Below are 23,705 nucleotides of genomic sequence, written 5' to 3'. Positions count from 1 at the left end.
CCCCCCAAAGTACATATATATTTTTTCATGTTACATTCTATCTTTTACCTCATAGCTTTCAACTTTAACAAACTCTTCCCCATCCCATCTAAAAATATCCTCAATATGTTTACCTGTTGAATTATCATAATACTGTCTCTTAAATGATATATCATCCGCTTTTTTTAGCTTAGTCGAATAATGTCCTGATTCATCACTGATGAATAATGTCGGATAATCTCTTATAACTAATTCTTCTACATTTCCTTCCTTTCTCAATGTAAACAGCTTGTAATCTGTACCATTGCTTGTTGCATACTGTCCTATTGTAAAATCTATATCCCCATCGTTATTATAATCATCAAATTGAATCTCAAATGGAGAATTAAAAATCAGCGGCTCTTCGAAGGATTTGCTTAAATCGGTAACGGCAATGGTGTTACCATGATCATCCGCCAGTTCAATAATGAAATAACCCTCCCACAATGTGCCCATATATGCACCCGGATTCCAGTTCTCATAATATTTCCCCTTAACCATTTTCAATCTTAAATATTGATGCTTCCCATTTATATTGAATAAATCATTATTGGATAATGTGATTGGTGAATTTACAACAATATCAGGATACCCCTCGTTACTTTCAGTAGAATCATTGGACCAAGTCATATCGCTTTCTTTTTTAGGCGAACATGACGTAAATAGAAATATTAATATACCTGAAAAAAATAGAAAACGGGTTATTCTTCTCAACATAAAATCACCTTCAGCCATTGATTTTTTAATTAACAACTATTTATTTAAATCTCTTTATACTTCCCTCTAAATTTACAGACGATAAACTCCCTAAATTCTTTTAGATTATCAATATCTTTTTTTCTTATTAATGAGGCTTGATTTACATTTAAATAAAAAATAAAATAATCTTTGCTTTCCATTACAGCATAGAACTGCTCATACTTTAGCTCACCTGTTGATTTAAGAGCCTCATTCTCCATAGCAATTTTATCATCATAGAACTTTAATGTATTAACACTGTCAAAAGCACCGGTTTTGTCTGTCTTAATCCGCTGGGCGTTCTTTCTTTCAACTCTAAAAGCAACAACTATAATCGACAAAGCAAGCAAAAAAACCCAACATAACAAAGTATATATCAAATTAATACCGTTATTTCGAAAATTTATCAAAATGCTTCCTATCAGACTGATTAAACATAGCATAGGAATTATCAGTTTGCTTCTCCTAAAGGTAGCTGTATACAAAAATTTCCTGTAATCTTCTTTGGTCATAATGGTATTTACTATGATTTTAGGTTCTTCCATTTCTTATCCTCCATTTCAATATAAACTTCGTTCAATGTTTATATGCAAATTATCTGACTCTACATCAATCTATAGATAATAGATTGCATTTTGCCTAATAAGTTAAAGGTTCGTATATGCTACCTGGAAGACTGTATATCTTAGTCTTTAATATCACTTTCTACTGAAATAAGGTCCACATAATCCGGTCTCATGGGTTTTCACATAGGTCCAATTAAACTCCTTGTCCACAACATAAACATCATGCTCATCCTCAAAATCGCTTGATTTCAATAATCCTGCATTCTCTAGGATTAAAGCATAATCTGTATGCTGCCAAAACACATAACAAGAATCTTTATTCTCATCATTAAAAAACTTTTCGGCCTCTTCTCCCTTCATACAGTCTTTTTTCTCATAACTGAACAAATGCCATAAATATCCGCAGAATCCACCATTGTCTAAAAGATAAATATCCCTTTTCTCTTTGTGGCTTAAATGATTTGCAAAATTGTCTTCCCATTGCTTCCTTAGATAGGTTCCCCATTTATTAATCTCTGTTACCATAACTCCCTTATTCCTAAGTATATTAACTAATTCCATATTATCCTCCTTGATATTTTTACTGTTATATATCCTTTGTTTAATAGATAAATGTGATTAAATCATACAACGGCAAAATTATGTGGATTTCTACATCATTACTCAACATAAAGCAATTTTTCTAAAAATCCTATAAACCATATAACAAACTATTATAAATACAGTAAAAACAGAAATAAATTGCATGGCAAAAGTATTTATAACTGTTGTTACCTCTTTTAGCAATTGGACCGGATTAAAGAATATATCCCAACTATTAAACCTAAGAAATCTTCCTATATAAACACCAATTGCAGATAATAATGAAACTATTAGTACTGTTAAAATAGACGTTTTCTTAGAAGTCATTACTTTCATATTCTGCTCAAAAATATATAAAGACTCCAATCCAACCAGTAAAGAAAATAGGAATCCCACTCCAATAATTAACAATTTAATCCAAATTAAAATATCATTGCCATAAACTACAGGTCTATCCATTGAATACTTTCTAACTTCTTCTATCCACATGAACTTATCTCCCGATATGTGAATAAAATCTGTTATCATGTAAACAGAATTTGGGAAAAACAATATCCATGCCACCATCCATAAAATCGAATATATAGTTTTATCGCTTTTCATACCAACCTCTGCTTTATGTATAAAAAGCAACGGCAATACTGCCAATAAAACATTCCATGATAACATTACATAAATGAAACTAATCTCTTGAAAAAAGGCTAAAAAACAAATAAACCAATATATTAACATGAATAATATTATATCTTTATACTTTTTTGAAAACTTCTCCATCATCACACCTGCCATGTTTGTTTTTCTTGATTAACAATCAAATTTTCGTTTTCAGCCATCAGGATATGAACAAAGCTTTAATGCAAAAAGAGATAAACCCAGCTGTAAAAACTCACCATTCAATATTATTTTGTCAATCTATATATACTCATAATAATCTCTGAACCGTCTGCTGTATTATCTACATAGGAAGCAATCCACAAATAGCCTGAAGAAACATACAATCTCCAATAAGTTTTATTTCCTTCCTTGCCACATATAGTATATTGCCACTCAACCTTGTTTCCATCTATAGCATCAGCATCATACAATGCAGACAAATTACCCTTAACTTCTTCCTTCACATAATCAGGAGATTTGATTTCAACGATACCGTCTTCAGATTCCATTTAAGCAAATCTGGTTCAATAATATATCTAGTCCCTGCCATCTTTTCATTGACATAATCAACGGTAGAAGATGAGAGAGGTGATAAATAGCTTACTTTTTCAAATTTGCATGTACCATAGAAATCCTGATTATCACTTATACTGCCAAGACAGACATATTTATGAGATTAATGCAATTATAGCATTAATGCTTTTTTCATATTTCATCCTTCCCCATTATTACATACTAGTTGATCATATTCATATCTGATCGACTCCATTCATCCCCTTGCGTCGCTGCTTGCAATTGTTATGAAAATCATCCGGTACAGCACATAACTTATATGCAATGAATCAGTTAGCCTATTTTTTTAGTCTCATAATTCCTGCACAATGTGATACCTGCAAATACGAAATCTTCTCTTTTGGAAAAAAATCTTTTAAATAATCAAACACAATGTAACTTTCTTCGGAGTCCCAATCTTCCAAAGAATTTATTCTGCCCTTTTCCAATAACTCTCTTGTTTCAAAGGCAATATCTCCAATGAGGATTTCACCATTATCCAATAGGTAATCAGTCAATTCATTTAAAAATTTGACTTTCTCCTCATCCTCCAAGTGATGGATTGCATAAGTGCTAATAATATAATCAAACCGTACGTTATCAAGTTTCTCCGGCAATCCTTTTGAAAAGTCGTATTGAAACAATTGAGCTAAAGGCATCTTTTCCCTTGCTATCTGAATCATTCTTTCTGAAAAATCAATTCCATATATAAAATATCCGTCATCATACAATTTTTTTGTCAAAGTCCCCGTACCAAAACCAATATCTAATACAGTCGCTTTTTCTTTAGTACAAACAGTATTGTAGATGATGTTTAAAACATCTTTGTATCCCGCAAAAGGGTATCTATTGCTTTCCTCACTTAAATTGACGCTTGCATCATAGCCATTAGCCCACAAATCAAAACCTTTATTATCTAGCATAAGAATGTTCTCCCTTACCAAAATAAAATATCTCAAAATTCATCATTTTTATTATGTCCTCCGCCAATCAACAAAAAGATCCTTTCATTCTCCTTTTTCCATCCAACCTACTGCATACATCTTTTATGCCTCAAAGCTTTACCTAGTCTAATATGGAAAAGCTACAACTGCCGAAAGCAAATAATTCAAATGCTTCTTATGCGCCATCCGGTATCAAGTAATTGCAATGCAAAGATACACCACTAAACATTATACTATAATGTTTATCATTAATGTATATATTTTACTAAAATTCTATAACTTTCTTTATCCCCATTTTATCCAATCAATTTATGATATCGTCAATATACTTACTGAAAACATACACATATAACTATTGCAATCAAAGATACTCTAAACAACTCCTCATTGAGTAGTTATCCCTACAAATAAATAATACCGCGTAGTAAAAAAAGAGCATCCATAAACGGTTGCTCCTACTAATATATAAGTATTATGTATATTCTACAAAGCTGTTGTTTGCTTTTTTTTGTCACTTTAAAGCCGTCGATTAGCTTTGGTATAAATCCAAGACCTTCACCATGAGCCATCTGCTTAAGCCTTTACCTCTATATTCTTTATCAGTCATGACTGTTCTCAGTTGAATATAACACTTTGCTTTGTCTTGCCATCTTGTATTTATTATATTAACAGATTAAAACTTTTTCTTATTTGTTGGTCATCTCTGATATCTTTTATAAAATCATACTCATTTCCATTAATATTGCGTTGCCTTTTCTCTTTAGTCCTCATTCTTTCTTATGAAAAATACGAATATTGTATGCTTTTCACTTCATATAATGCACCTTTTTAGTTAAAAATAAAATTCCCCTTCAGGCAACTCTTCTTTTATAATACAATTGCCCTTTGACCTCAATATATATGCTTTTCGCTTTTCATCTGCTTTTAATATTTGATATTTACCATCTATTTCAACTAATGCAGTGCTGTTTTCCAAAGCAAATCCAGGAATACTTTCGTTGAACATCATCCCATCAAATGTTTCCCTGCCTTCTTCGTTATAGTGAGGGCAATGGGCGGCAGGTATCAATCCTAATCCATAAACTCTTGTATATTGCCACTGATTTTGGTTTTTAAAATATTCGCTATCACTATGACCAAATACAAACCAGCAAATAGAGCCTGCACTTAATCCTGACAGCACAATTCCTTTCTTGTAGGCTTCCTTCAGATAAACATCTACTCTATGCTCTTTCCATTTCTCCATCATTCTTTCAGTATCGCCACCGCCCACATAAATGATATCCGAATTAAATATCTTCTCTCGAATTTGCTCATCGCTATAGATATTTGTGACTAAGCAAAGAGTATCCACCTTACATGCCAATTGACCATATTTATCTTTCACCAATTCAATATAACCCTCTGCATCATTGCTTGCAGTTGGTATGAAAAGCAATCTGGGAGCATCTTTCTTTGATAATCCAACAATAAATCTATCTATTTTTTCGGTTTCACCTTGCCTCAGCTCCCCGCCACCAATAGCAACAATTTTTCCCATAAATCCAACCTCCAGTTTTTCTTTTACAACATACCTCATATCTTATGGATATAGCTTTTATATCATTCAAATTTGCAGTTTTTATCACTGCAGATGTCTCCCAATTGCATGCATGAGCATTTAATATTATATATTCTTATCACTTTATTGCTCTTTCACCACTAGCAATCGAATTTTATATTTACATCAATTAAGCTTGTTTTATCTTTCATTATCATTTCAAGATAACCATATCTTTCTTTTTGAATATCACTTATAACATTCCTGCCTGTTAACTCATCCTTTTGTTTTGACAAATCCTCTATTCTACAAACATCATATTCATAAACTAGTTTTGCAACAATAAAATAGCTAAATTTTAACTCATATAGTACCACTTAACTTTTAAATATCACGATGAATCAAGATCGGTTTCTCCTGACTCAAAGGTAAAATTTCACCATGCTAACATATATGCTTTATAAATAATCTAACGGCTCCACAACTTCAAATAGTCCACTCTCATTAAGAAAATTGGATAATATTCCCACATGACTTGCACCAATCAATAAAAAAATCCTGTCATTTGGTCCTTCAATCAACTGAGACAAATGAGCAAATATTATAAGGTTTCTCTGATACCATCATATGAGCCAACCCATACCCTTATATCCATCATTGATTCCAACTCTCGCCAAGTTAACATAAGCTTTGTGTGTTTTAGTAATAAACTCCTTTTCATTGAATAAGCGATATACATCAGAAATTGCACAATTTTCATCAGGCGTAAAATTTAAACCATCAAATAAGTTCAAAAACTGTGGCTCCTCTTTTTTCATATATTCATAAACCTCACCCATTGTGCAGGCTGAAGCTCCTTTTTCCATCCAATCTACTGCATATATCCTCTTATGCCCCAAAGATTTAGCCAGCCTAAATGCAATTTGCTGTGACTCATGCATTTCCAAATCTGTTTCACCATTAACATATCTTATATATTTCTCATTTAACTCATCTTCATATTTATACTCACGTTCAACCGCTATTTTTGTAGGTTTGAACTTTTTAATTTTATCAACAAGTTCCATTATCTCTTTCTGTCTTTTATCACTCATAAGATCATCAAAATCAGTATTATATAGACTTTTATAACTTCCCATATGAAATGTTCCAAGAATCATTATTTTAGGCTTATCCATTTTCTTTGCATCCTCTCTCAAAAACTATTCTCACACTGCTTAACAAATAGTAGAAACTATCAAATTACTATAAAAGTTTTCGGCAGGATTTTACTTTGCCTTCATATGACTTTAGAGAGCGAGCTGCATCGCCAAGGACACGATTTATACATACTCCATTTACTTTCTAAAGCAGATGGTATAATGGCTTAGAATTGTCTTTTTATATCCTTATATACCATTAACTAACATTATATCACTATGTTATCATAAATGTATATGTTTTCCCGGCTTCTATGTACTTTTCCCTTCTTCATGTATATCAACTAATTTGCAATTTTAGGCATAATAAAAGCCCCACTGATATCTCAGTAGAGCCTTATGAATGGTATTAATCATTTATCAATATAATTTCCTCACCGTTATATCCTTGTCCTTCATGTATTACTTGCTCATCGTAGTAAACCAAAAATTGCTTTGTCTTCTCCAATTGTCCTACATAAATGTTAATATTACCATAAGTCTTATTTATGTCGACATTATTAATGTCCTCAAGCTCTTCAAAGTCTAATCTCCACAAACCACCACTCCAAGAACCTGTGACTGCCTGTTTATCAGAAGCATTAACTGCTTTTATATACCTAAACACTCCAGAATCAGATATTAAGCAATTATTCTCAGTATCGATCTTTATGTCACTTAGATATGGTAAGTCTGGGTTTGATTTTAGAATTAACTTTCCATCATCTTCTCTTACAATGCTTATAGTAGACTTCATACTTTCAATTAAGGTCATCTTATCCCCTGATGATATTAACTCGTTATATTCATCTTCGCTTATACCAAACTTCTCATTCCAAGGAAGAGTTTCTTTATCTCCATGCTCCCTCATGTAGTCGAGAAACCATTCTTGATTTTGTTGTACACTTTGTGCAAACTTTTTATTTATCTCATTTACTCTTTCGGCTATATCATTTGGTAGTCCTATTTGCATAATTGAAATATTATGTTCTCCTTCTGCAAACACTTTATTCAAAATATCTTGTGTATCAGTAAGACTGCTGCTTACAGACACGCCCTCTGAAATAGAACAATTGGATAAAAGAAAAGCACTAATAATTAAAACTACAAATGATACCGTTTTTATGTTTTTCACACTAAAACCCCCATATATCTTGTATTTACAAAATCTTTCACATAGCTACCTTCATTTGCTAATGCCATGAGCTGACACATTCCATGTCCTCATTACAGTTTATATCTTGTATCCACCTGCTCACTCACAAGACATCTGTATATCAAAATCAATGCCAAGGCTTCATTCTGCATTGTAAGCATACTAAGTTTAACTCGCCTATCACTCTGAGAACAGCCTATATCATTAAAATACATGTGTCTAACTCATTTATGAAGGATTTAGCAGGTATTATGCATAACTTACTAACTATCAATTAACATTATACTGCTATGTTTAGCATAAATGTATATGTTTTCCTTAGCTTCTACAAAATTTTACCTATATCCATTCCGTCCGATAGCCTTATGATGCTGCCAATGTATTTCTCGAGGATATGTGCACACACCATGATAGTCTTTCTATCATAACCACAAAGCCACCACTGTATGTACTTGATATAAATATTCCTTTAATAGCTAAGGAATGCTTCAGACATGACAGGATACAGTTTCTTGATATTAAAGCTTTAAAAGGAATCTTTAAATTATTGCTAAGTATCCTCTTTAACATCAGAAAAGTTAAATAAATCATATGGTTGAAAGCAAAAAGAGCCTCCAAATTGGATGCTCCTATAATATTAACCTCACTACGCTTGAGACAACAATGGAAACATAAGCATGTTTTTCTCAAATAGATTTTCTTTTCCTTTTAATATAAACAGTGTTGTATTGTCTTCTTCATGTTTCGCTACTTGAAAGTCCTTTGTTAGCTTTGGTGTAAAGCCAAGAATTACTTTTTCAGTATTTTCATTAGCCATTGTACATAGAATATCATCTAATGAACACTCCCCTGGGCAGTAAACATCATGGCAAATCAACTTTTCAGCTTCATGCTCAGCAATTACTACTGCTTTATATTCCTCAATGTAATAAACATTTTCCTTCATGAGTTGTGAGCAATAAAACATAAGCAACCCAGTATTGTTTTCCATAGGTAAAGCCGAAAAAGGATTTGAATACTTATATGCATCCAGCAGAAGCTCTATATCCTGTGCCAATGACATATCAAGTTTTTTAACATTAACAACCCTTTTGCTTATAGCTTTGCTATACTGATACTCTATTGCCTTTTCAAAACCGAACTTGGGGTAAAAGTCCAACACACTATCATTGGCAAAAAGATAAATAGCATGGCTTTTATCCTTCCAATCCTCCAAAACCTTCTCCATGAGCCATCTAGATAAGCCTTTGCCTCTATATTTCTTATCAGTCATAACTGTTCCCAGTTGAATATAAAGCTTCGCCTGATTATGCCATCTTGTATTTATTATATTGACGGAAACATTTGCCACCACCTTATCCCCGTCTAAAAGAACATAGGGAATATAGTCATTGCCCCAATAACCATTTTTATACCATTGCTCAAAGCTCAGGCCAAAGATTTCCTGTGCCAACCTATTAAAGCTTTTTCTTACCTGGTCGTCATCTTTGATATCTTTAATAAAATCATATTCATTACCGTTAATATTGCATTTCAATTTCTCATTTCACTCATTTCTTATGTAATATATATATACTATCACTACTTCTAACCATAGGAAAATTACCTTTTACAATATACCTTCTTTTTTAAGTTCTTTTATTGCATTTTTTACAGCCATTTTAATTGTAATATACAGTATCAGTATTGATATAGCAATAAATATTGGTAACGTGATGAAACTAGCAAATAGTTTTGACATTGATTATCCTTAGTGAGAGAATGTATTGTAATTACCAATTCCTCACTAAAAGTCACTTCCTTTCGTATCATAGTTGTTTCAGTGCATGACATGTTAATAGCTTTGATGATATTACATCATATAAAAGATGGTTAATTACTTTATATGTATGTTTCCTTTTAATTCTATATTTATAAACTATCCAATTTACCTTCAAATATCCAGTAGCAAGGAAATGAAAAATGTATATTTTGAAAGACAGGTCTTTCCATACAATTCTTGACAACTGCTGTAAGTCTAATAGGACAAGTATAGTTTTCTCCTGCAGCACTTTCTTTTAGTACGTAGGAAACACTTCTATGTATAGCGAATAATTTATCTTTTGATGATATATTTGCTTGAAACAAATTATCAATTTCGTCTAAAACCCGCTCATATAATTTTTCTTCTGTTAAGCTGCCCTTTAATAAACCACAAACAGTTACCCATGTAATTCCATTCTGCTTTGAAACAATAGCGTGTTCTAAATCTAACGCGAGAGTAGTTCCGCTATTCATGTCAAAGAATTCCTTTATTTGTTCTGCTCCTATACAGCATTTGTTGTCTGTCTCAATAATATAAGGAGCACTATCAATAGTGAAGTATTTGCTGATTAATTCTTTTGAAATATATTGCTGACCAAATAATTCTGTTTCTAAACTTTCCAATAGTGATTTTATTTCTTTATCTATCTGGCTCTTACTATTCAAATATTTATCAGCAATTGCATTTTGATTGTTATAATTGATAATGTACTCTTTAGAGTTTTCAAAACGCTCATCTGGAAAGTCTGATTTTGGAATAGAAAAGTGTATTTGAGCAAACTTCCACTTACCATTATCTTTTAATAGAACTCCACTTAAACCCAGAGCCCATAAATATTCTCTTTGTTTATCTATTCTTTGGTGATATGTTAGAGCTAAAACCCAGTTAATAAATGCAACTTTTTGTTTCCCTGTGAGTTCAGATTCTTTAGTTTTGTTTTTGATAAAATTTATATAATTATCATACCTTTCTTCTGTATCTTGAAAAGTATATTTAACAGTACCTGTAGTAGCAAACCAAGCAACCTCATTTTCAATGTCAATATGTATGTTCTCTAAATCTATATTGACATCTCCCCAATACTCCCAGTCATTTTTGAGCAATGTTTTTACCTGTTCAATACCTAAAAACAGTTCACCTGTTCCAGTTCCAAGAACATACGTATCATCACTTTTTATAAAGAGTTCTTTAACATAATCATCAATATTTTTTATGTCTCTCTTTGTATATCCAGCTTGAAATTGACGAAGAACCTCCCTAATCTCCAAACTCTCCGTATTAGACTCTTGCAACATATTGTTCTTTTCTACTGGTATTTCGGATAACTTATTTAGATATTGAATTCCAAAACTTTTCATTATCAAAAATCTCCCTTACCACATTTTAACAGTTTACTTCTCTAAATCAAAAAATTCTTTTGATAATGACATAATTTAAAAGTCCTTTATATCTTATTTTACAACTTCCTGCTTCTATATCAGATTTTTACCTCAAAAATACAGTCTTTACCACCACAAGCCACTGTTTCAATAATTCTTGATGAAGTATTTTCCTCACAAATCATGTTAATTATTTTTATAACATGACCATTGCAACATTCACACTTTGACATTGCCTATCCTTAGTGAGAGAATGTATTGTAATTACCAATTCCTCCCTAAAAGTCACTTCCTTTCGTATCATAGTTGTTTCAGTGTATAACATGTTAATAACTTTGATAATATTTCATCATATAAAAAACTAGTCGCAAGTAGAATCCATTATTTTTGCAATTCCCATACCATTGAATATTCTATTTCTTTGGTATCTTCATTCTCTTTTTCTTGTTCTATTTTAAATCCATGTTTTTTATAAAAGTTTACTGCTTTTAAATTTTTAGCATAAACATCCAATTTTAAAAAAGGATATTCTTGCTTACATCTATCAAGCAACTTTCCGCCTATACCATTAGATTGATATTTTTGCGAAACAAACAACCCTGCAATATATGAATTTTCAACAATACCTATGAATCCTTTTATTTCATCACAATCTTCATATACAAAAACAGTTGCATTTGGTAAAGCATCTTTCACATATTCATAGTTTGCTTCCCAATAATCTTTAGGGATAAAATCATGAGCGTTAATATTTTCTTCAGCCCAGATTCTCATTATATCATCTATTTTGGATATATCTAATTCTTTTATCATAACTTTTCTCCTTGCCTTATAAATTTAAAACTTTGCTTCACACTTAATTACACTTTATACTCAGTGATTTATATAATTATTCTCTTAATCTTTTATTTTCATTTTTAAGTTTTTCCATGGAATTTAGCTTTGATTTTGAGATGAGTATGTATATCAGATGTTTACTTCAAAAATACAGTCTTTGCCGCCACAAGCCACTGTTTCAATAATTTTTGACGAAGTGTTTTTTTCACAAATCATGTTAAATATTTTTATAACATGACCATTGCAACATTCACACCATGTTTCTGAAACCGGCTCATAGTTTTCTAGTTTGCGAAACATGCCACATACACATTTGCCCCAACCAAATGAAAAAGTAAGTGAGTTTTCATGTCTTTTTACATGTCCTGGAGAGAGAAAATCAGAATACTCTGTTAGTATTTCATCAATGCTGCTGCATCTTCCTTTAAGCTCTTTAATTTTTACGATATGCTCCTTTGGAACATTACAACAATGCTTATGTCTTACCCTTGAAATAGTTTCTTTATCTAATAGCTCATCCATTCTATCTGTTATTAACTTACCTAACTTAGCCTGTTCTTGTGAAGACATTTTATCCGGTAAGGTTGGGTATTCAGGAAATAGTTTTAAAACCATGTCTTCTCCTAGCTCTTCCTTAATACTCCTGTAAATTTGGTAAAACTTAAATATTGCCATTGTCATCACTCTCCGTAATCAAATTGATCCTATGCACGATATTCCTCATCTAATATTTCTTCTGTTTTAAATCGAGACCCTAAGAGACACAGCCCTCAGGGTCTTATATGCATTACTTTTAGTATCGGATATTTATTTTCCCTAATATTGGAGATTAAGTAGAATCGATATTTTAACTTTAGAAAAATATTGAGTTTTTATATAGTTAATATGCTGTCTATCCAGTTATAACAACGCTCAAGATCTTCATCTGAAATAAGTTCTTATCTATGCTCAAATAATATATTGCAAGTTATATTTTCTTTTCCTATTATACTGAGATAAGCTTCAACATCCGCCCAGCCTTCTTCCGGCAGCAAATGAGACAATGCCGGATAATAGCTGTTTTCTAAATTGGTGGTGACTTTAACATTCCATAAATGAATTACTTCAGCATGCTTGGCAAACTTCTTGGTAAATGTTAATCCATCAAAGTTTCTATCCAATTTATCTTGTAAATGTATTCTGCCTATATCTAACATAGCTTTATACGAGGATATTTCTCCAATAAAGACTCAACTAAATCGGATTCATACATGTACTTGTTCACTGCATCAAACTCCAATACTGGTGTGAAGTTATGTCTTATGCTGATATCATTTAGCCAATTAAAAAACTCCTCACTGTTGGACTTAAAGTCCTCGTATGGATATTCTGATTCCCAGTAATATTCTGTATCATCAGCAAATCTCCAATTTGACCAGTCGACTCTTTCATCCAATAATACTGGTTTGGGATAATGAAATAATAGATGCGCTATGTTAATATTTTTCAGTAAACTAATTTGATCTTCTATGTATTCATAAGAACTTCTCTTTATCTCTTCATTTTTAGATAAATATTGAGGATCTCTTAATCTCCAACCTCCGGTCTTAAAAGGAAAGTGAACTCCTATCTTAAAATTATCATGCTCTGCTTTTTTAATTAGCCTTTCTATATCAGCATCATCTTCTAGTAAGCAGGCTTCAACACCATAAAAATCACTTCTAAAATCTCTCAGTTGCTTTTCTTCATTATAACGGCCGAATTGGCCTATCATAAATCTTTTCGTTTAGTCTTCTCCTTAAAATTATTAGGTATTTTTATGGCTACTTTTTCTTGCATACATACAAATTATGCAGGCTATATCCTATAAGAGTTGGATTGCTATATGTCATAAAGTGATAGTCCAGCCATTTCTTAAACTCATCTTCATCTAAAGCGTTGATATTATCCCTCATCATGTGAACTATCCCGTCGGTCCCAACATGTTCTAGCTTATCTACATCAAAACTAGCCATAGTTTCTTCCATCTCATCGTAGGTTGAAAAATAAAACAATTTTTGACTTCATCATGCTTGAATTCCATTCCACATTCAGCTATATTACTTAAAGATTCATCATTAATATAGTTCTTATCTCTACTTATATGAACAACATATGCAGCATACCTGTTTATATAAGCAACAGCCAAAATACCGCCTGGCTTCAATACTCTTATGCTTTCACCTATACATTTAATTTTATCTTCTGATTTTGGAAGATGATAAATAGGCCCTAGACATAAAACAGCGTCAAAAGTATTTGAATCAAATTGGGATAAATTCCTTGCATTGATTGCTTTAGCTTTTCTTTCATTATTTCAACATTCTTAGGTACAATATCTAAAGCTGTTACTGCATGTCCTTCATCGAGGTAATAAAATGAATATCTTCCAGTTCTAGCTCCTACTTCTAATATTCTAGCACCTTTTTTTATTTTATCGTCCAGTGTATGAATCGTTGTAATAAACTCCACTTTATGAGAATTATCCTTAATCAATCTAGATTCCTCATCATATCCTTCATAATATTGTGCTATTTGATCCAATACAAAATCACCTCCATAGGATTATTGAATCTTTATAGATTATGTCTGACTATAATAATAAATAAGTTCACTAATACTTTTTAAAATTGAATCCTAATATTTCTACTTCATCTTCTTTGTCTAACCTTTTATCATAGTTCTTCCTCAATTGAATCAAATTTAGATGATCAAATCCCAATTCTCTATACAGTTTAATAGCACCAGTATTTCTCGGTATAACATCAACAAATATGGCCACCACGTTTTTCTCAATCATTAGCTCGTCCAATTTTTTCATAGCATATCTTCCGATACCTTTATTTCTATATTGCTCTAGTATGAATAAATCCTCCAACCATGCTGCATTTTGTCCACCAAATCTAACATAAAAAAATCCTACCACTTCGTTATCCAAAAACACATTATATACTGACCCTTCCTGAATCCACTCTCTTAAAGTTTCTTGAGATTCTTCATCAGTTTGCCAATATTCTTTTGGAGCATTATTTAACTTCCTATGATAATTCATTAATTTTGTAATCATTTTTGCAGTAGTTAAAAACAAATCATCTGGTAATTCCTTAATTTGAATGTTCATTTCCTTGTCCCCTTATCTGCTTATATTATGTTATCCTTATAGATTTTTCTTAAAACAGATTATTCTATTGGCTTCCTCAAAACCAACTTGCAAATGAAACTTTAAACTCTCCGTATTATCTAGTTCACAATCGCTGGCAAACTCACTGCACCCTTTACTTTTTGCCCATTCTTCACATTGGATGAGGAGTTTTTTCCCTATCCCTTTTTTACGGTACTCATCCTTTACATAGATACCTTCTAAATAGCCAACAGGACTGCTTTCTGTTCCCTCCACATAATCGTATCTTAAGCTGCATTGTGCAAACCCAACTGGCGTAGTTTCACTATAATATATAAAAACTGCCCCATCCTCTGAAGTAATGCTATTTATCATCTCTTTTTCTAAATCATTAACTTCATTATCCGGCCATAATAATATTGCCAATTCTGCAACGACTCTACTGTCATTTATACCTGCTTGTCTTATCATGAAATATAACCTCCACAATAACTCAAATGGTTGTATCTTTCGCACACTAAAACAGCCTGAATACTAGCGTCTTTATTAACAATAATATCTGTCAGAACTTTAGTACATCATAAATTCTCTCTAAGATAACAGATATATCATCTATACTATCAATAACAATCTCTTTTTCTAATGGTTCAATATTAAGTTTGTTATAATACTCATCTGCCTCTTTTGCACTTTTGAAAAGTTGATTGGGCAAAGGATTAGCCAATCTCTTTTCTATTCTTTTACACCATTCCTCTTTATCGCTGCAAATACATAGGAACTGATAAACTTTTGAATTCTTAAAATCGATTTTTGATAAGAACTGTTCATAATATGGATTATGAGCTAAGCTAATATCAACAATTACATCACTGCCAATATCTATATTAGTCTGAATAATTTTTGCAATAATATCATATGTAGCACTATTATTTATTGAGTGTTCCAGATTATACATTGACAAACTATCATAAATATCATCTTTACGGATAACTGCAATATTAAGTTTCTTACTTAGATAATTCGTTACAAAAGTTTTCCCTGTAGCTGCCTTTCCTCTGAATATAATAACTTTACTCATTAATCATTCTCCTAAAGAATTATTAGTCTCTTTATCATTATCATATGGTTTGCTTTATTTCAAAAACTTTTAAAAAAATCCTTATATCTTAGTTTCATATAACATCTAGTTTCTACTTTGTCCCTGATCATGACACAAAAAGAATTACCTTTGTAATATTCTTAATAAAGTGTGTGGCTCGCATATATAATATGCCTTATCGAATATTTTTACAAATATACGGATTATGCGAAGTATTTGCACATATCTTTTAATTAAAAATCATTTAGAATCTGTTCAAGACTTATGATTTTACTAAATACAAGCTCTTTTGTATCTGTATCAAAACGACTTTTAGCTTCCTTAATAGCTTTAATTATTTCAGAACGTTCTTGCTCTTTGTCGATTATAATATACGATATATCTTGAGGAGAAAAATCTAGGCTAATTGAATCATCGATTCTTCTATTCAAGTAATTCTTGTATGAATCATCATTTTCAAACCTAACCAGTTCATCACCTAAAATCCACACCTTTAATCCCTCATCCAATCTCTTTAATTCATCGATTGATGGGATATAGCGCTATTCTCTTTCGTCATAATACTTTTTCGGTGAAATACTTTTCTCAAATCTATTAAACTGCATTCCTATATAAGGTTTCATAAACCATAGATTATAATAATCTGATATTAAATCAGGATTACTTTCTCCATTGTTCAATTTCTGTCTCATATAAAGTAATGCTTTTGATAGATATTTCATAGCATGCGATTCTGGATTGTAATAATGAACTGGAGTTAATCCTTTCTTTAAAGCCCATTCTTTCTTCATCCCAATACCATATCTACCATACCACTTCACGTGTTCATCAATACTTGAAAGTGTAATATCACAAAAGCAAAGCATTGGTAAAGCAGCTTTAATCAACTCTCCTGATTCAACAGTAAACTTTTCTATTACATACCTCGGGCGAAAATTATTCTTAAGTATACTAATTAAATATTCCTTTTTTCTTACATAATGAAATAAAGTTTCCGAGCTTAATCTCGACATATTCTACCTCCTATTTACTTTATTAACATAAAGCAATTATTGAGGATGAAGTTTTCACATAACCGACATATGTGAATTCTAGATAACTCCTATCTCAGCGAAGACATATTTACCGACTCTATTCCGAAGCTTATCCTGCCAGCACGAAAGATCCTACTATATAAGGAGTCAACATGCTTATGATTACTTGATCGTTTTAATGTCTAATTTACTTCCCCATAATTTATCTCTTTCTTGATCGCTTAATGACCAAAATTTGTCAATTGAATTATTATTCAAAAACCTATCCAGCAAATCAGGATTTAAAAACAGTTTTATATATATGTTTCTTGCAATCTCCTCAAGCTTTCTTACATGGGAATCTATTATTTCTGATGCAACGTCTCTTGACATGGTTGGAAATACTTCTGTAAGAGGATGAATATGTTCTACTTTATTCCTTAATTCATAAATCTCTTGAAGAATTGCTTCGCTATCCGGATTTGGAATTACAAAGGTTTTACATCTATGGGCAAAATCTTTCTTTGTCTTACCAATCCTAGGTTTTATTAATGCTTCAATAGCTCTAACTAATTGAGAGATTCTGTAATAATTTTCTTTTTCTTTAATCGCTTTAAAATATGCATTTAGTCCATATCTTATCCTAAAATATTTGTCTTGCTTAATATTAGATTCACTATATATCTGAGATAATACTTTATATATTTTATAAATCTCAAATATATCCATTTTGTTAATAATTTTAGGATTACCATTGTAAACAAAATGAAAATAATCCAAATATGAAAATCCTCTTATAGAGACACTTTCTTCATTAATTGATCCAATAATCATATTAGCTTCAGAATATCTTGGAACACCATAAAGAGCTAATGAATAATAAAATTCAAGAACTCTTCGTTTAACATATTCATGTCCTTGATCAATTATATCTGGATTATCTGTTATCTTGCTGCTGTAAATAACAAGGTTTGAATTTTTAATTGCACTTATTTTTATGGCTCCTAGCCATTTTTCCCAGTAATCATCTATATTGAATGGCATTCTAGGATATATTTTTAATTCATCAGATAAATATATTTCTTCATTAATTTTTGATGAGCTTTCACTAAAAGCAATAAATGCAAATTTTTCTTTCATATTTCCTCCGTATTTTTATACTTACTAGTGGTTTTGAATAATGTATTAATATTTTAATAGCTAGACCCTTAAAGTAACAATCTTAGAGTCGTAATTGAAAAAAGTTGCATTTAGATATTTATCCACTATAACCTTTCAGTAAATACATGTCATATAAATCTCTTATTATTACAAATCAATTCAATATAAATTATGTAATATAATTTCTATGGTTTTATATTCCAAGTTGATATATAATCTTTTATTATATTTTTTGTTTCTTTCGACAATAATCTTTTTGAGTCTTTAAATAACTTTCTCATTTTAAAGTTTAAGCTGTTTGAATTTATGTATCTCATTTCCTTTAGCATAACTTTCAAAATAGAATTTCATAGAGTTGTTAATAACATGTCTATTTAAGAGATGATAATTCATCTCCAAAAAAGCTATAATAAATGAAAAGTTCAAGTTAATATCCATTTCATTTTTTTCTGCATCAATTTGTACCTGCTGCGAATAAACAGAAGCATGTGTGAACTGACACAATAATTTCCAAAAATTTTTAAATCTTTTTTGTAAAGACTCTGTTAGATGAGGAATAATTTCTCTTCCTAAATAAATATCCTCCCCATTTTCCCATTTTTTGATTAATATATAATTTTTACTTAAACTGCAATACTTCGCAAGTAATAAGTATTCAAAAGCATGTCTAAGAAGTATTCTGGCTGACCCATATTGTCCTTTTATATTTAAATCATAAGCACTATAAATACTTAATAGACTTTTATAAAAGCCACTCATGGTAACAGTGTAATTTTTTTTATTGCTTGAATTTCAGGTTTAACAGTCCAACCTATTAATTCAAAAAGTTCTATTTCTATATCAAAAACTCTATCTATAAGTAATATAATGTTTATAAACTCCTTGTTTATTTTAATAGAATTTTTATTAAAAATCTCGGTAAACTTATTCATAATATAATTATCCCTTCTAATTTTACTTTAACATTGTTGAATATCTAATATGCCTGTCATATCTTTACCTAAGATAAATCATATTTTGCAAGCATGGTGGATACCCTTCTTAGATACTTGTCCAAATATCATAAATAGTTTCACTGTGTCAGATACAACTATAATATCTGCTCTCTTATAATCTATAGTTCTTTGTGGGCCCATAAAGCAAATTATATTGTTCATATGCCATATTATCTGTCATTTCAGCAATATAATCAGTAATATTCCTTAAGAGTAGAGCCTTCCATCCATCATAAGGATTTTGATCATAATTTTTTCTTAGCACTGTCCTCATTTCTCCAACTGTCATTTCACTTTTCTCAAACATTCCATTCTTAATTATGTCATTAAAAAAATTTTGTATTACAATATCCGGTAATTGCTGTGGATTTGATAAGTATGCTTTAAATAACTGTCTAATAATATAATATGCCTTTCCATCCATGCTCTGTACTTTATGAGAATTTAGTATCGAATTATACAAATAGTCTTGAAATTCATCTTCTAATTCATAAAGCTCTTTATCATAGTTAATTAATTTGCTAATATCTACTTTGTTATAAATTTGTGACTTTAGATGATGAAAATCTTCGTTTGACTTTATATCAAAATTAATTATTAAATTTCTAATATTAACTTTAGATTGATTAATGAGATTCATTACAAAAAAATTGACTATTAGCTTTGAATATAATGGCAATAATAGTTCTAAATCTGTTTCATTTTTTATCGCTTCCAATATTCTAATATCTTCTTTTGTCATATATTTTCTAAATATATCTATGAACACATCATAAAGATCTGCAGATTTTATTAATCCAGCAATTAATCCATCCTCAACATCATGATGTCTTTGTGCTATTTCATCAGCAATTTTAACTACTAACGCTTCTATAGTCCAAGAGTTATCTATTTTTATTAAATCTATATATTTTTTATAATAATTGAACAGTAAATTACCTTCACTATTACATTTTTTTCGTTTGCTTCTATAATTACAAATGGTTTCATCGCTCGTACTCTTATCTTTATCTTTTACTAAATCATTTTTACACTTCATTTTTGCATTATACTTGCTATGAATTAATATTCCACATAATGTATAATTGGTTAAATTAAGACCTTTGTAATTATTAGAAATACTTTCAATATCTACAACTTGGCGAACTCCTTGAAAATTATGCTTAAACCCTTTATCGCTATCCTTTAACTTAACCCCAAACTTGTTAAGCGTTTCACAATTATTCATAATTAAGTTTAGTGCCCTTTCACCAGCATGTCCAAACGGTGTATGACCAATATCATGGCCTATAGCTATAGCTTCAATTAAATCTAAATCTAATCCTAAATTCTTCCCAATTGTTTTAGCTATTTGAGCAACTTCAAGAGTATGTATAAGCCTCGTTCTAGCATGATCATCATATCCTGATATAAAAATTTGAGTTTTACCACTTAATCTTCTAAATGCCTTTGAATAAAGTATCCTATCTCTATCTCTCTCAAACTTTGTTCTTATTGAATGTTCATTTTCATTAAAAAATCTTATCGCATTTTTCTCGTCAGCTTTAACCCAAGCAAACCTCATATATATCCCTCCTGTTTAGTAATTGTATAAAATATTTTAATAATCTTGATACTAATCCACTTAAAGCAGCTCCTTTTAAGAACACAAATGTGATGTGATCACACACTGATTTTTTCCTCCTTTAAATTATCATCGTGTTATTTAGAGCATAGAGTACATCCTTATATTTTTATAAGTTATAAAAAATCTAAATTGAATATTGAATATGGAACTCATGCATAGCTAATAAAGCAAAATAGCTTATATATATTACCCTGCTATTTTTACATCTTCTTATATTTCAAAGAAGTAAGATAATTTATATAGAGTATTAATTAGCTTGTGAAGAAGCTCATAATTTTCCCTTAGCCTATTATGTATTACAGACGTAGACATACGCATGTTTATGTGTTGCTAATGAATGTTGCAAGCAACAAAAATATACTTTTCTTTACAAATTTGCCCGGGAAATAGTCTCTCTAAGTCTATTTTTAAATATAGCTTGTCCTATTTTCCGCCGTATTGACACTCAATACTTTCCATACTTTTACTTATTACAATAAATATACCATATAATATTGGTTATTTCTACATATTATCTCTAATTCTGTAACATTACCACAAAAATGCAGCATGACGTTTGCCATGCTGCTATATATCATTCAGTGAAACCCATTGTTCATATAGGGTGTCAAGTTCTTCTTCAATGGTTGTTTTCTCATCATAGAGTGAACTCAATGCTTCATAATCATCACCTGAATTTTCCATAGATATGTTGATATCTTTTAGCTTTTCTTCAAGGCTGTTTATCAGGTTTTCTAACTCCTCCAGCTTTTTATAAGAATCGTCTTCCTTCTTATTGGGCTTTTCACCTTTCTCTCTCTTCACTTTTTCTTTTTTCACCGGAAGAGATTCTTTTTGCTCCTGCTTTATTGCTTTTCTTTCCTTATAGTATTCATAGTCGCCATAATAGTCTTCTATATTTCCGTCAACCATCTCACATATTCTGCTTGCAAACTTGTTGATAAAGTATCTGTCATGGGATACGAATACCAGTGTGCCCGAGAAGTCCTCCAGTGCACTCTCAAGCCATTCTCTTGAGACAATGTCCAAATGGTTTGTTGGCTCATCCAGTATGAGTAGATTCACATCCTTCTGCATCATGATGCAAAGTCTCAGCCTGCTCTTTTCACCACCGGAGAGATTTTCTACTGTTTTATGCACATCTTCCTGCTTGAATTTATATTTAGCCATGAGGCTTCTTGCAGGACCTTCCTGCATGTTTAACTCCTGAATCACCGTTTCCAAAATGCTTAGCTTTGGATTGTCAAAGGTTACAATCTGTGGAAGATAGGCAAATCTCATGCTATCCCCCAACTTTATGGTTCCTCCATCAGGCTTTACTTCCCCTGTAATAATCTTAATCAATGTAGACTTTCCTGAACCGTTATCCCCCAGTATTGCTACATTTTCATTCTTCCGAATGAGCAAATCCAGATTTTCTATAACCTTTTTATCTCCGTAATACTTTTTAAGTCCTTTAGCCAAAACTACATCTTTGCTTGAAAAATCACATTGAGAGAAACCTCCATTAATGCTTCTTTCACTTACAGGTTTATCTGTCTTTTCCATTCTCTCAATCCTCTTTTCTATGCTGAAAGCTCTCTTGTGCATGGCTCCGTTATCGGCTATTTTTGCCCATTCGTGCATCCTCTTTGCCGCTTCTTCCAACTGCTTTATTTTCTTTTGCTCCTCATTATATTTTGCCAGCTGTATTTCATATCTCTGCTGCTTTTCTTTCACATAGTAAGAATAGTTACCTTCATAAAGTTCAGCTTTTCCGTCTACTATCTCCACAATTCTGTTTACTACCTTGTCTAAAAAATATCTGTCATGAGATATTATTATAGCAGTGCCTTTATACTCACTGAAAAAATTCTCCAGCCATTCTATGGAACTCAAGTCCAGATGATTAGTCGGCTCATCAAGCAAAAGTATGTCCGGTTTCTCCAGCATGAGCCTTCCAAGCATTATCCTTGTCTTTTCACCGCCGCTTAACTTGTTAAATTCTCTTGATGCCATATCATTGTCAATCTTTAAGCCTATACATATGCGATTTATATTGCCTTCTATGGAATATCCATCTTTAGCTTCAAAAAGCTGCTGAAGATTACCATATCTTCTTAAAACAGCATCTGTAACCGCTTTCTCCATTATCTTTTCCAACTCCTTCATCTGATTATGAATTTTCATCAGATCATCAAAGGCGGAGTAAAGCACATCATAGACTGTATATGATTCTGGAAAATCAGGTATCTGATCAAGAAGACCAACGGTTGCACCTTTTCTGACCATTTTGCTTCCACCATCGATACCTTCCACACCCGCTAATATTTTAAAAAGGGTAGTTTTCCCTGCACCGTTTTTACCCAGAAGGCCTATTCTCTCTCCTTGCATGATTTCAAAAGTAACACCTTTCAGCACATGATTTGCGCCGTAATATTTCTCTAAGTTTTTTAAACCAATTTCTATCATATTATTAACTCCCTTCCACCTGGGTACAAAAAAGTTGCTTCCCATTTTTTTCGCTAGGGAATCCCATGATTCCCTTCGACGGATGCTTCGAATCTTGAGCACCATCCTTGGCCGGCAGGAGGAGTTACCCCTTGCATCCCCCTTTTTGAAGGAAAGCACACTTTCCTTCAAAATCCAAAATACCTGGGCAAGCGTAGATACTGCCCAGGTATTTCAGACTCAAACTTCAGATATGCAAGGTTATGATATATACCTAATGAAAATTGTTATTT

27 protein-coding genes and 1 pseudogene are annotated in these 23,705 nt (G+C 31.4%); all 28 read right to left on the bottom strand.

Annotated elements, in window-relative coordinates:
• Window positions 1-30: 30 nt before the first annotated feature.
• The 28 genes and pseudogenes from BUB48_RS01965 to abc-f all read right to left on the bottom strand — a co-directional run bounded on the left by BUB48_RS01965 (window position 31) and on the right by abc-f (window position 23,433).
• Complete coding sequence (locus tag BUB48_RS01965) at window positions 31-735, bottom strand: hypothetical protein (protein ID WP_073023946.1); 705 nt, start codon at window positions 733-735, stop codon at window positions 31-33.
• A gap of 44 nt (window positions 736-779) precedes the next feature.
• Window positions 780-1,301 carry a YcxB family protein gene (locus BUB48_RS01960; RefSeq protein ID WP_242944141.1) on the bottom strand — a complete coding sequence of 174 codons (522 nt, stop codon included), beginning with the start codon at window positions 1,299-1,301 and terminating at the stop codon, window positions 780-782.
• Between the two features lie 153 nt (window positions 1,302-1,454).
• Window positions 1,455-1,883, bottom strand: coding sequence for a DUF4275 family protein (locus BUB48_RS01955; RefSeq protein ID WP_073023944.1), 429 nt, complete (start codon window positions 1,881-1,883; stop codon window positions 1,455-1,457).
• A gap of 102 nt (window positions 1,884-1,985) precedes the next feature.
• On the bottom strand, window positions 1,986-2,573 hold the full coding sequence (locus tag BUB48_RS01950; RefSeq protein WP_278308937.1) for a DUF1361 domain-containing protein: 588 nt from the start codon (window positions 2,571-2,573) through the stop codon (window positions 1,986-1,988).
• 230 nt (window positions 2,574-2,803) lie between these two features.
• Window positions 2,804-3,067, bottom strand: a complete 264-nt coding sequence (locus BUB48_RS01945; RefSeq protein WP_073023940.1) for a hypothetical protein — start codon at window positions 3,065-3,067, stop codon at window positions 2,804-2,806.
• Window positions 3,068-3,409: 342 nt separating this feature from the next.
• A complete protein-coding gene (locus BUB48_RS01940; protein ID WP_073023938.1) occupies window positions 3,410-4,033 on the bottom strand; it encodes a class I SAM-dependent methyltransferase in 624 nt (207 codons plus the stop codon).
• A gap of 853 nt (window positions 4,034-4,886) precedes the next feature.
• Window positions 4,887-5,594 carry a Type 1 glutamine amidotransferase-like domain-containing protein gene (locus BUB48_RS01935; RefSeq protein WP_073023936.1) on the bottom strand — a complete coding sequence of 236 codons (708 nt, stop codon included), beginning with the start codon at window positions 5,592-5,594 and terminating at the stop codon, window positions 4,887-4,889.
• 161 nt (window positions 5,595-5,755) lie between these two features.
• The gene (locus BUB48_RS18765; protein ID WP_278308935.1) at window positions 5,756-5,890 is read right to left on the bottom strand and encodes a hypothetical protein; all 135 of its coding nucleotides are present in this window, start codon (window positions 5,888-5,890) and stop codon (window positions 5,756-5,758) included.
• 162 nt (window positions 5,891-6,052) lie between these two features.
• Window positions 6,053-6,661 (bottom strand): annotated as a pseudogene (locus BUB48_RS18410) (DUF5694 domain-containing protein).
• A gap of 481 nt (window positions 6,662-7,142) precedes the next feature.
• Window positions 7,143-7,907, bottom strand: coding sequence for a hypothetical protein (locus BUB48_RS01920; protein ID WP_073023932.1), 765 nt, complete (start codon window positions 7,905-7,907; stop codon window positions 7,143-7,145).
• Between the two features lie 667 nt (window positions 7,908-8,574).
• Window positions 8,575-9,465 (bottom strand): GNAT family N-acetyltransferase, encoded by an 891-nt coding sequence (locus BUB48_RS01910; protein ID WP_073023928.1) that lies wholly within the window; start codon window positions 9,463-9,465, stop codon window positions 8,575-8,577.
• Between the two features lie 374 nt (window positions 9,466-9,839).
• A complete protein-coding gene (locus BUB48_RS01905; protein ID WP_073023926.1) occupies window positions 9,840-11,090 on the bottom strand; it encodes a nuclear transport factor 2 family protein in 1,251 nt (416 codons plus the stop codon).
• Between the two features lie 402 nt (window positions 11,091-11,492).
• Window positions 11,493-11,924, bottom strand: coding sequence for an N-acetyltransferase (locus BUB48_RS01900; RefSeq protein WP_073023924.1), 432 nt, complete (start codon window positions 11,922-11,924; stop codon window positions 11,493-11,495).
• Between the two features lie 153 nt (window positions 11,925-12,077).
• Complete coding sequence (locus BUB48_RS01895; RefSeq protein ID WP_073023922.1) at window positions 12,078-12,623, bottom strand: DUF6144 family protein; 546 nt, start codon at window positions 12,621-12,623, stop codon at window positions 12,078-12,080.
• A 263-nt stretch (window positions 12,624-12,886) separates the two neighbouring features.
• Window positions 12,887-13,144: a hypothetical protein gene (locus tag BUB48_RS17470; RefSeq protein ID WP_084524304.1), complete on the bottom strand. Its 258-nt coding sequence runs from the start codon at window positions 13,142-13,144 to the stop codon at window positions 12,887-12,889.
• A complete protein-coding gene (locus tag BUB48_RS17465; RefSeq protein WP_084524303.1) occupies window positions 13,138-13,701 on the bottom strand; it encodes a hypothetical protein in 564 nt (187 codons plus the stop codon). The genes BUB48_RS17470 and BUB48_RS17465 overlap by 7 nt, the downstream gene beginning before the upstream one ends.
• A gap of 49 nt (window positions 13,702-13,750) precedes the next feature.
• On the bottom strand, window positions 13,751-13,942 hold the full coding sequence (locus BUB48_RS01885; protein ID WP_073023920.1) for a hypothetical protein: 192 nt from the start codon (window positions 13,940-13,942) through the stop codon (window positions 13,751-13,753).
• Window positions 13,924-14,259, bottom strand: a complete 336-nt coding sequence (locus BUB48_RS19010) for a class I SAM-dependent methyltransferase (protein ID WP_084524302.1) — start codon at window positions 14,257-14,259, stop codon at window positions 13,924-13,926. Before BUB48_RS19010 ends, BUB48_RS01885 begins: the two co-directional genes overlap by 19 nt.
• Complete coding sequence (locus BUB48_RS01875; RefSeq protein WP_073023916.1) at window positions 14,199-14,510, bottom strand: class I SAM-dependent methyltransferase; 312 nt, start codon at window positions 14,508-14,510, stop codon at window positions 14,199-14,201. Before BUB48_RS01875 ends, BUB48_RS19010 begins: the two co-directional genes overlap by 61 nt.
• A 70-nt stretch (window positions 14,511-14,580) precedes the next feature.
• Complete coding sequence (locus BUB48_RS01870) at window positions 14,581-15,087, bottom strand: GNAT family N-acetyltransferase (RefSeq protein WP_073023915.1); 507 nt, start codon at window positions 15,085-15,087, stop codon at window positions 14,581-14,583.
• 36 nt (window positions 15,088-15,123) lie between these two features.
• Window positions 15,124-15,558: an aminoglycoside 6'-N-acetyltransferase gene (aac(6'), locus tag BUB48_RS01865; RefSeq protein WP_073023913.1), complete on the bottom strand. Its 435-nt coding sequence runs from the start codon at window positions 15,556-15,558 to the stop codon at window positions 15,124-15,126.
• 91 nt (window positions 15,559-15,649) lie between these two features.
• Window positions 15,650-16,165, bottom strand: a complete 516-nt coding sequence (locus BUB48_RS01860; RefSeq protein WP_073023911.1) for an AAA family ATPase — start codon at window positions 16,163-16,165, stop codon at window positions 15,650-15,652.
• A 254-nt stretch (window positions 16,166-16,419) separates the two neighbouring features.
• Window positions 16,420-16,677: a hypothetical protein gene (locus BUB48_RS01855; protein ID WP_073023909.1), complete on the bottom strand. Its 258-nt coding sequence runs from the start codon at window positions 16,675-16,677 to the stop codon at window positions 16,420-16,422.
• A gap of 51 nt (window positions 16,678-16,728) precedes the next feature.
• Window positions 16,729-17,199: an abortive infection system antitoxin AbiGi family protein gene (locus BUB48_RS01850; RefSeq protein WP_073023907.1), complete on the bottom strand. Its 471-nt coding sequence runs from the start codon at window positions 17,197-17,199 to the stop codon at window positions 16,729-16,731.
• A 183-nt stretch (window positions 17,200-17,382) separates the two neighbouring features.
• Complete coding sequence (locus BUB48_RS01845; protein WP_073023905.1) at window positions 17,383-18,339, bottom strand: HEPN domain-containing protein; 957 nt, start codon at window positions 18,337-18,339, stop codon at window positions 17,383-17,385.
• 776 nt (window positions 18,340-19,115) lie between these two features.
• Window positions 19,116-19,292, bottom strand: a complete 177-nt coding sequence (locus tag BUB48_RS17940; protein WP_175548327.1) for a hypothetical protein — start codon at window positions 19,290-19,292, stop codon at window positions 19,116-19,118.
• Window positions 19,293-19,467: 175 nt separating this feature from the next.
• Window positions 19,468-20,919, bottom strand: a complete 1,452-nt coding sequence (gene dgt / locus BUB48_RS01835; RefSeq protein ID WP_073023901.1) for a dGTP triphosphohydrolase — start codon at window positions 20,917-20,919, stop codon at window positions 19,468-19,470.
• 630 nt (window positions 20,920-21,549) lie between these two features.
• Window positions 21,550-23,433: a ribosomal protection-like ABC-F family protein gene (gene abc-f / locus BUB48_RS01830; protein ID WP_073023899.1), complete on the bottom strand. Its 1,884-nt coding sequence runs from the start codon at window positions 23,431-23,433 to the stop codon at window positions 21,550-21,552.
• Window positions 23,434-23,705: the final 272 nt, after the last annotated feature.

The sequence above is a fragment of the Lutispora thermophila DSM 19022 genome, from assembly GCF_900142105.1.
In the GTDB taxonomy this organism is placed as follows: Bacteria; Bacillota; Clostridia; order Lutisporales; family Lutisporaceae; genus Lutispora; species Lutispora thermophila.
This window is presented reverse-complemented; position numbering and strand designations above follow the sequence as displayed.

Coding starts and splice junctions, on each gene's coding strand:
- BUB48_RS01965 (WP_073023946.1), bottom strand. CDS start 735: ATGTTGAGAAGAATAACCCGTTTTCTATTTTTTTCAGGTATATTAATA.
- BUB48_RS01960 (WP_242944141.1), bottom strand. CDS start 1,301: ATGGAAGAACCTAAAATCATAGTAAATACCATTATGACCAAAGAAGAT.
- BUB48_RS01955 (WP_073023944.1), bottom strand. CDS start 1,883: ATGGAATTAGTTAATATACTTAGGAATAAGGGAGTTATGGTAACAGAG.
- BUB48_RS01950 (WP_278308937.1), bottom strand. CDS start 2,573: ATGTTATCATGGAATGTTTTATTGGCAGTATTGCCGTTGCTTTTTATA.
- BUB48_RS01945 (WP_073023940.1), bottom strand. CDS start 3,067: ATGGAATCTGAAGACGGTATCGTTGAAATCAAATCTCCTGATTATGTG.
- BUB48_RS01940 (WP_073023938.1), bottom strand. CDS start 4,033: ATGCTAGATAATAAAGGTTTTGATTTGTGGGCTAATGGCTATGATGCA.
- BUB48_RS01935 (WP_073023936.1), bottom strand. CDS start 5,594: ATGGGAAAAATTGTTGCTATTGGTGGCGGGGAGCTGAGGCAAGGTGAA.
- BUB48_RS01905 (WP_073023926.1), bottom strand. CDS start 11,090: ATGAAAAGTTTTGGAATTCAATATCTAAATAAGTTATCCGAAATACCA.
- BUB48_RS01900 (WP_073023924.1), bottom strand. CDS start 11,924: ATGATAAAAGAATTAGATATATCCAAAATAGATGATATAATGAGAATC.
- BUB48_RS01895 (WP_073023922.1), bottom strand. CDS start 12,623: ATGGCAATATTTAAGTTTTACCAAATTTACAGGAGTATTAAGGAAGAG.
- BUB48_RS17470 (WP_084524304.1), bottom strand. CDS start 13,144: ATGTTAGATATAGGCAGAATACATTTACAAGATAAATTGGATAGAAAC.
- BUB48_RS17465 (WP_084524303.1), bottom strand. CDS start 13,701: ATGATAGGCCAATTCGGCCGTTATAATGAAGAAAAGCAACTGAGAGAT.
- BUB48_RS01885 (WP_073023920.1), bottom strand. CDS start 13,942: ATGGCTAGTTTTGATGTAGATAAGCTAGAACATGTTGGGACCGACGGG.
- BUB48_RS01870 (WP_073023915.1), bottom strand. CDS start 15,087: ATGAACATTCAAATTAAGGAATTACCAGATGATTTGTTTTTAACTACT.
- BUB48_RS01860 (WP_073023911.1), bottom strand. CDS start 16,165: ATGAGTAAAGTTATTATATTCAGAGGAAAGGCAGCTACAGGGAAAACT.
- BUB48_RS01850 (WP_073023907.1), bottom strand. CDS start 17,199: ATGTCGAGATTAAGCTCGGAAACTTTATTTCATTATGTAAGAAAAAAG.
- BUB48_RS01845 (WP_073023905.1), bottom strand. CDS start 18,339: ATGAAAGAAAAATTTGCATTTATTGCTTTTAGTGAAAGCTCATCAAAA.
- BUB48_RS17940 (WP_175548327.1), bottom strand. CDS start 19,292: ATGAATAAGTTTACCGAGATTTTTAATAAAAATTCTATTAAAATAAAC.
- dgt (WP_073023901.1), bottom strand. CDS start 20,919: ATGAGGTTTGCTTGGGTTAAAGCTGACGAGAAAAATGCGATAAGATTT.
- abc-f (WP_073023899.1), bottom strand. CDS start 23,433: ATGATAGAAATTGGTTTAAAAAACTTAGAGAAATATTACGGCGCAAAT.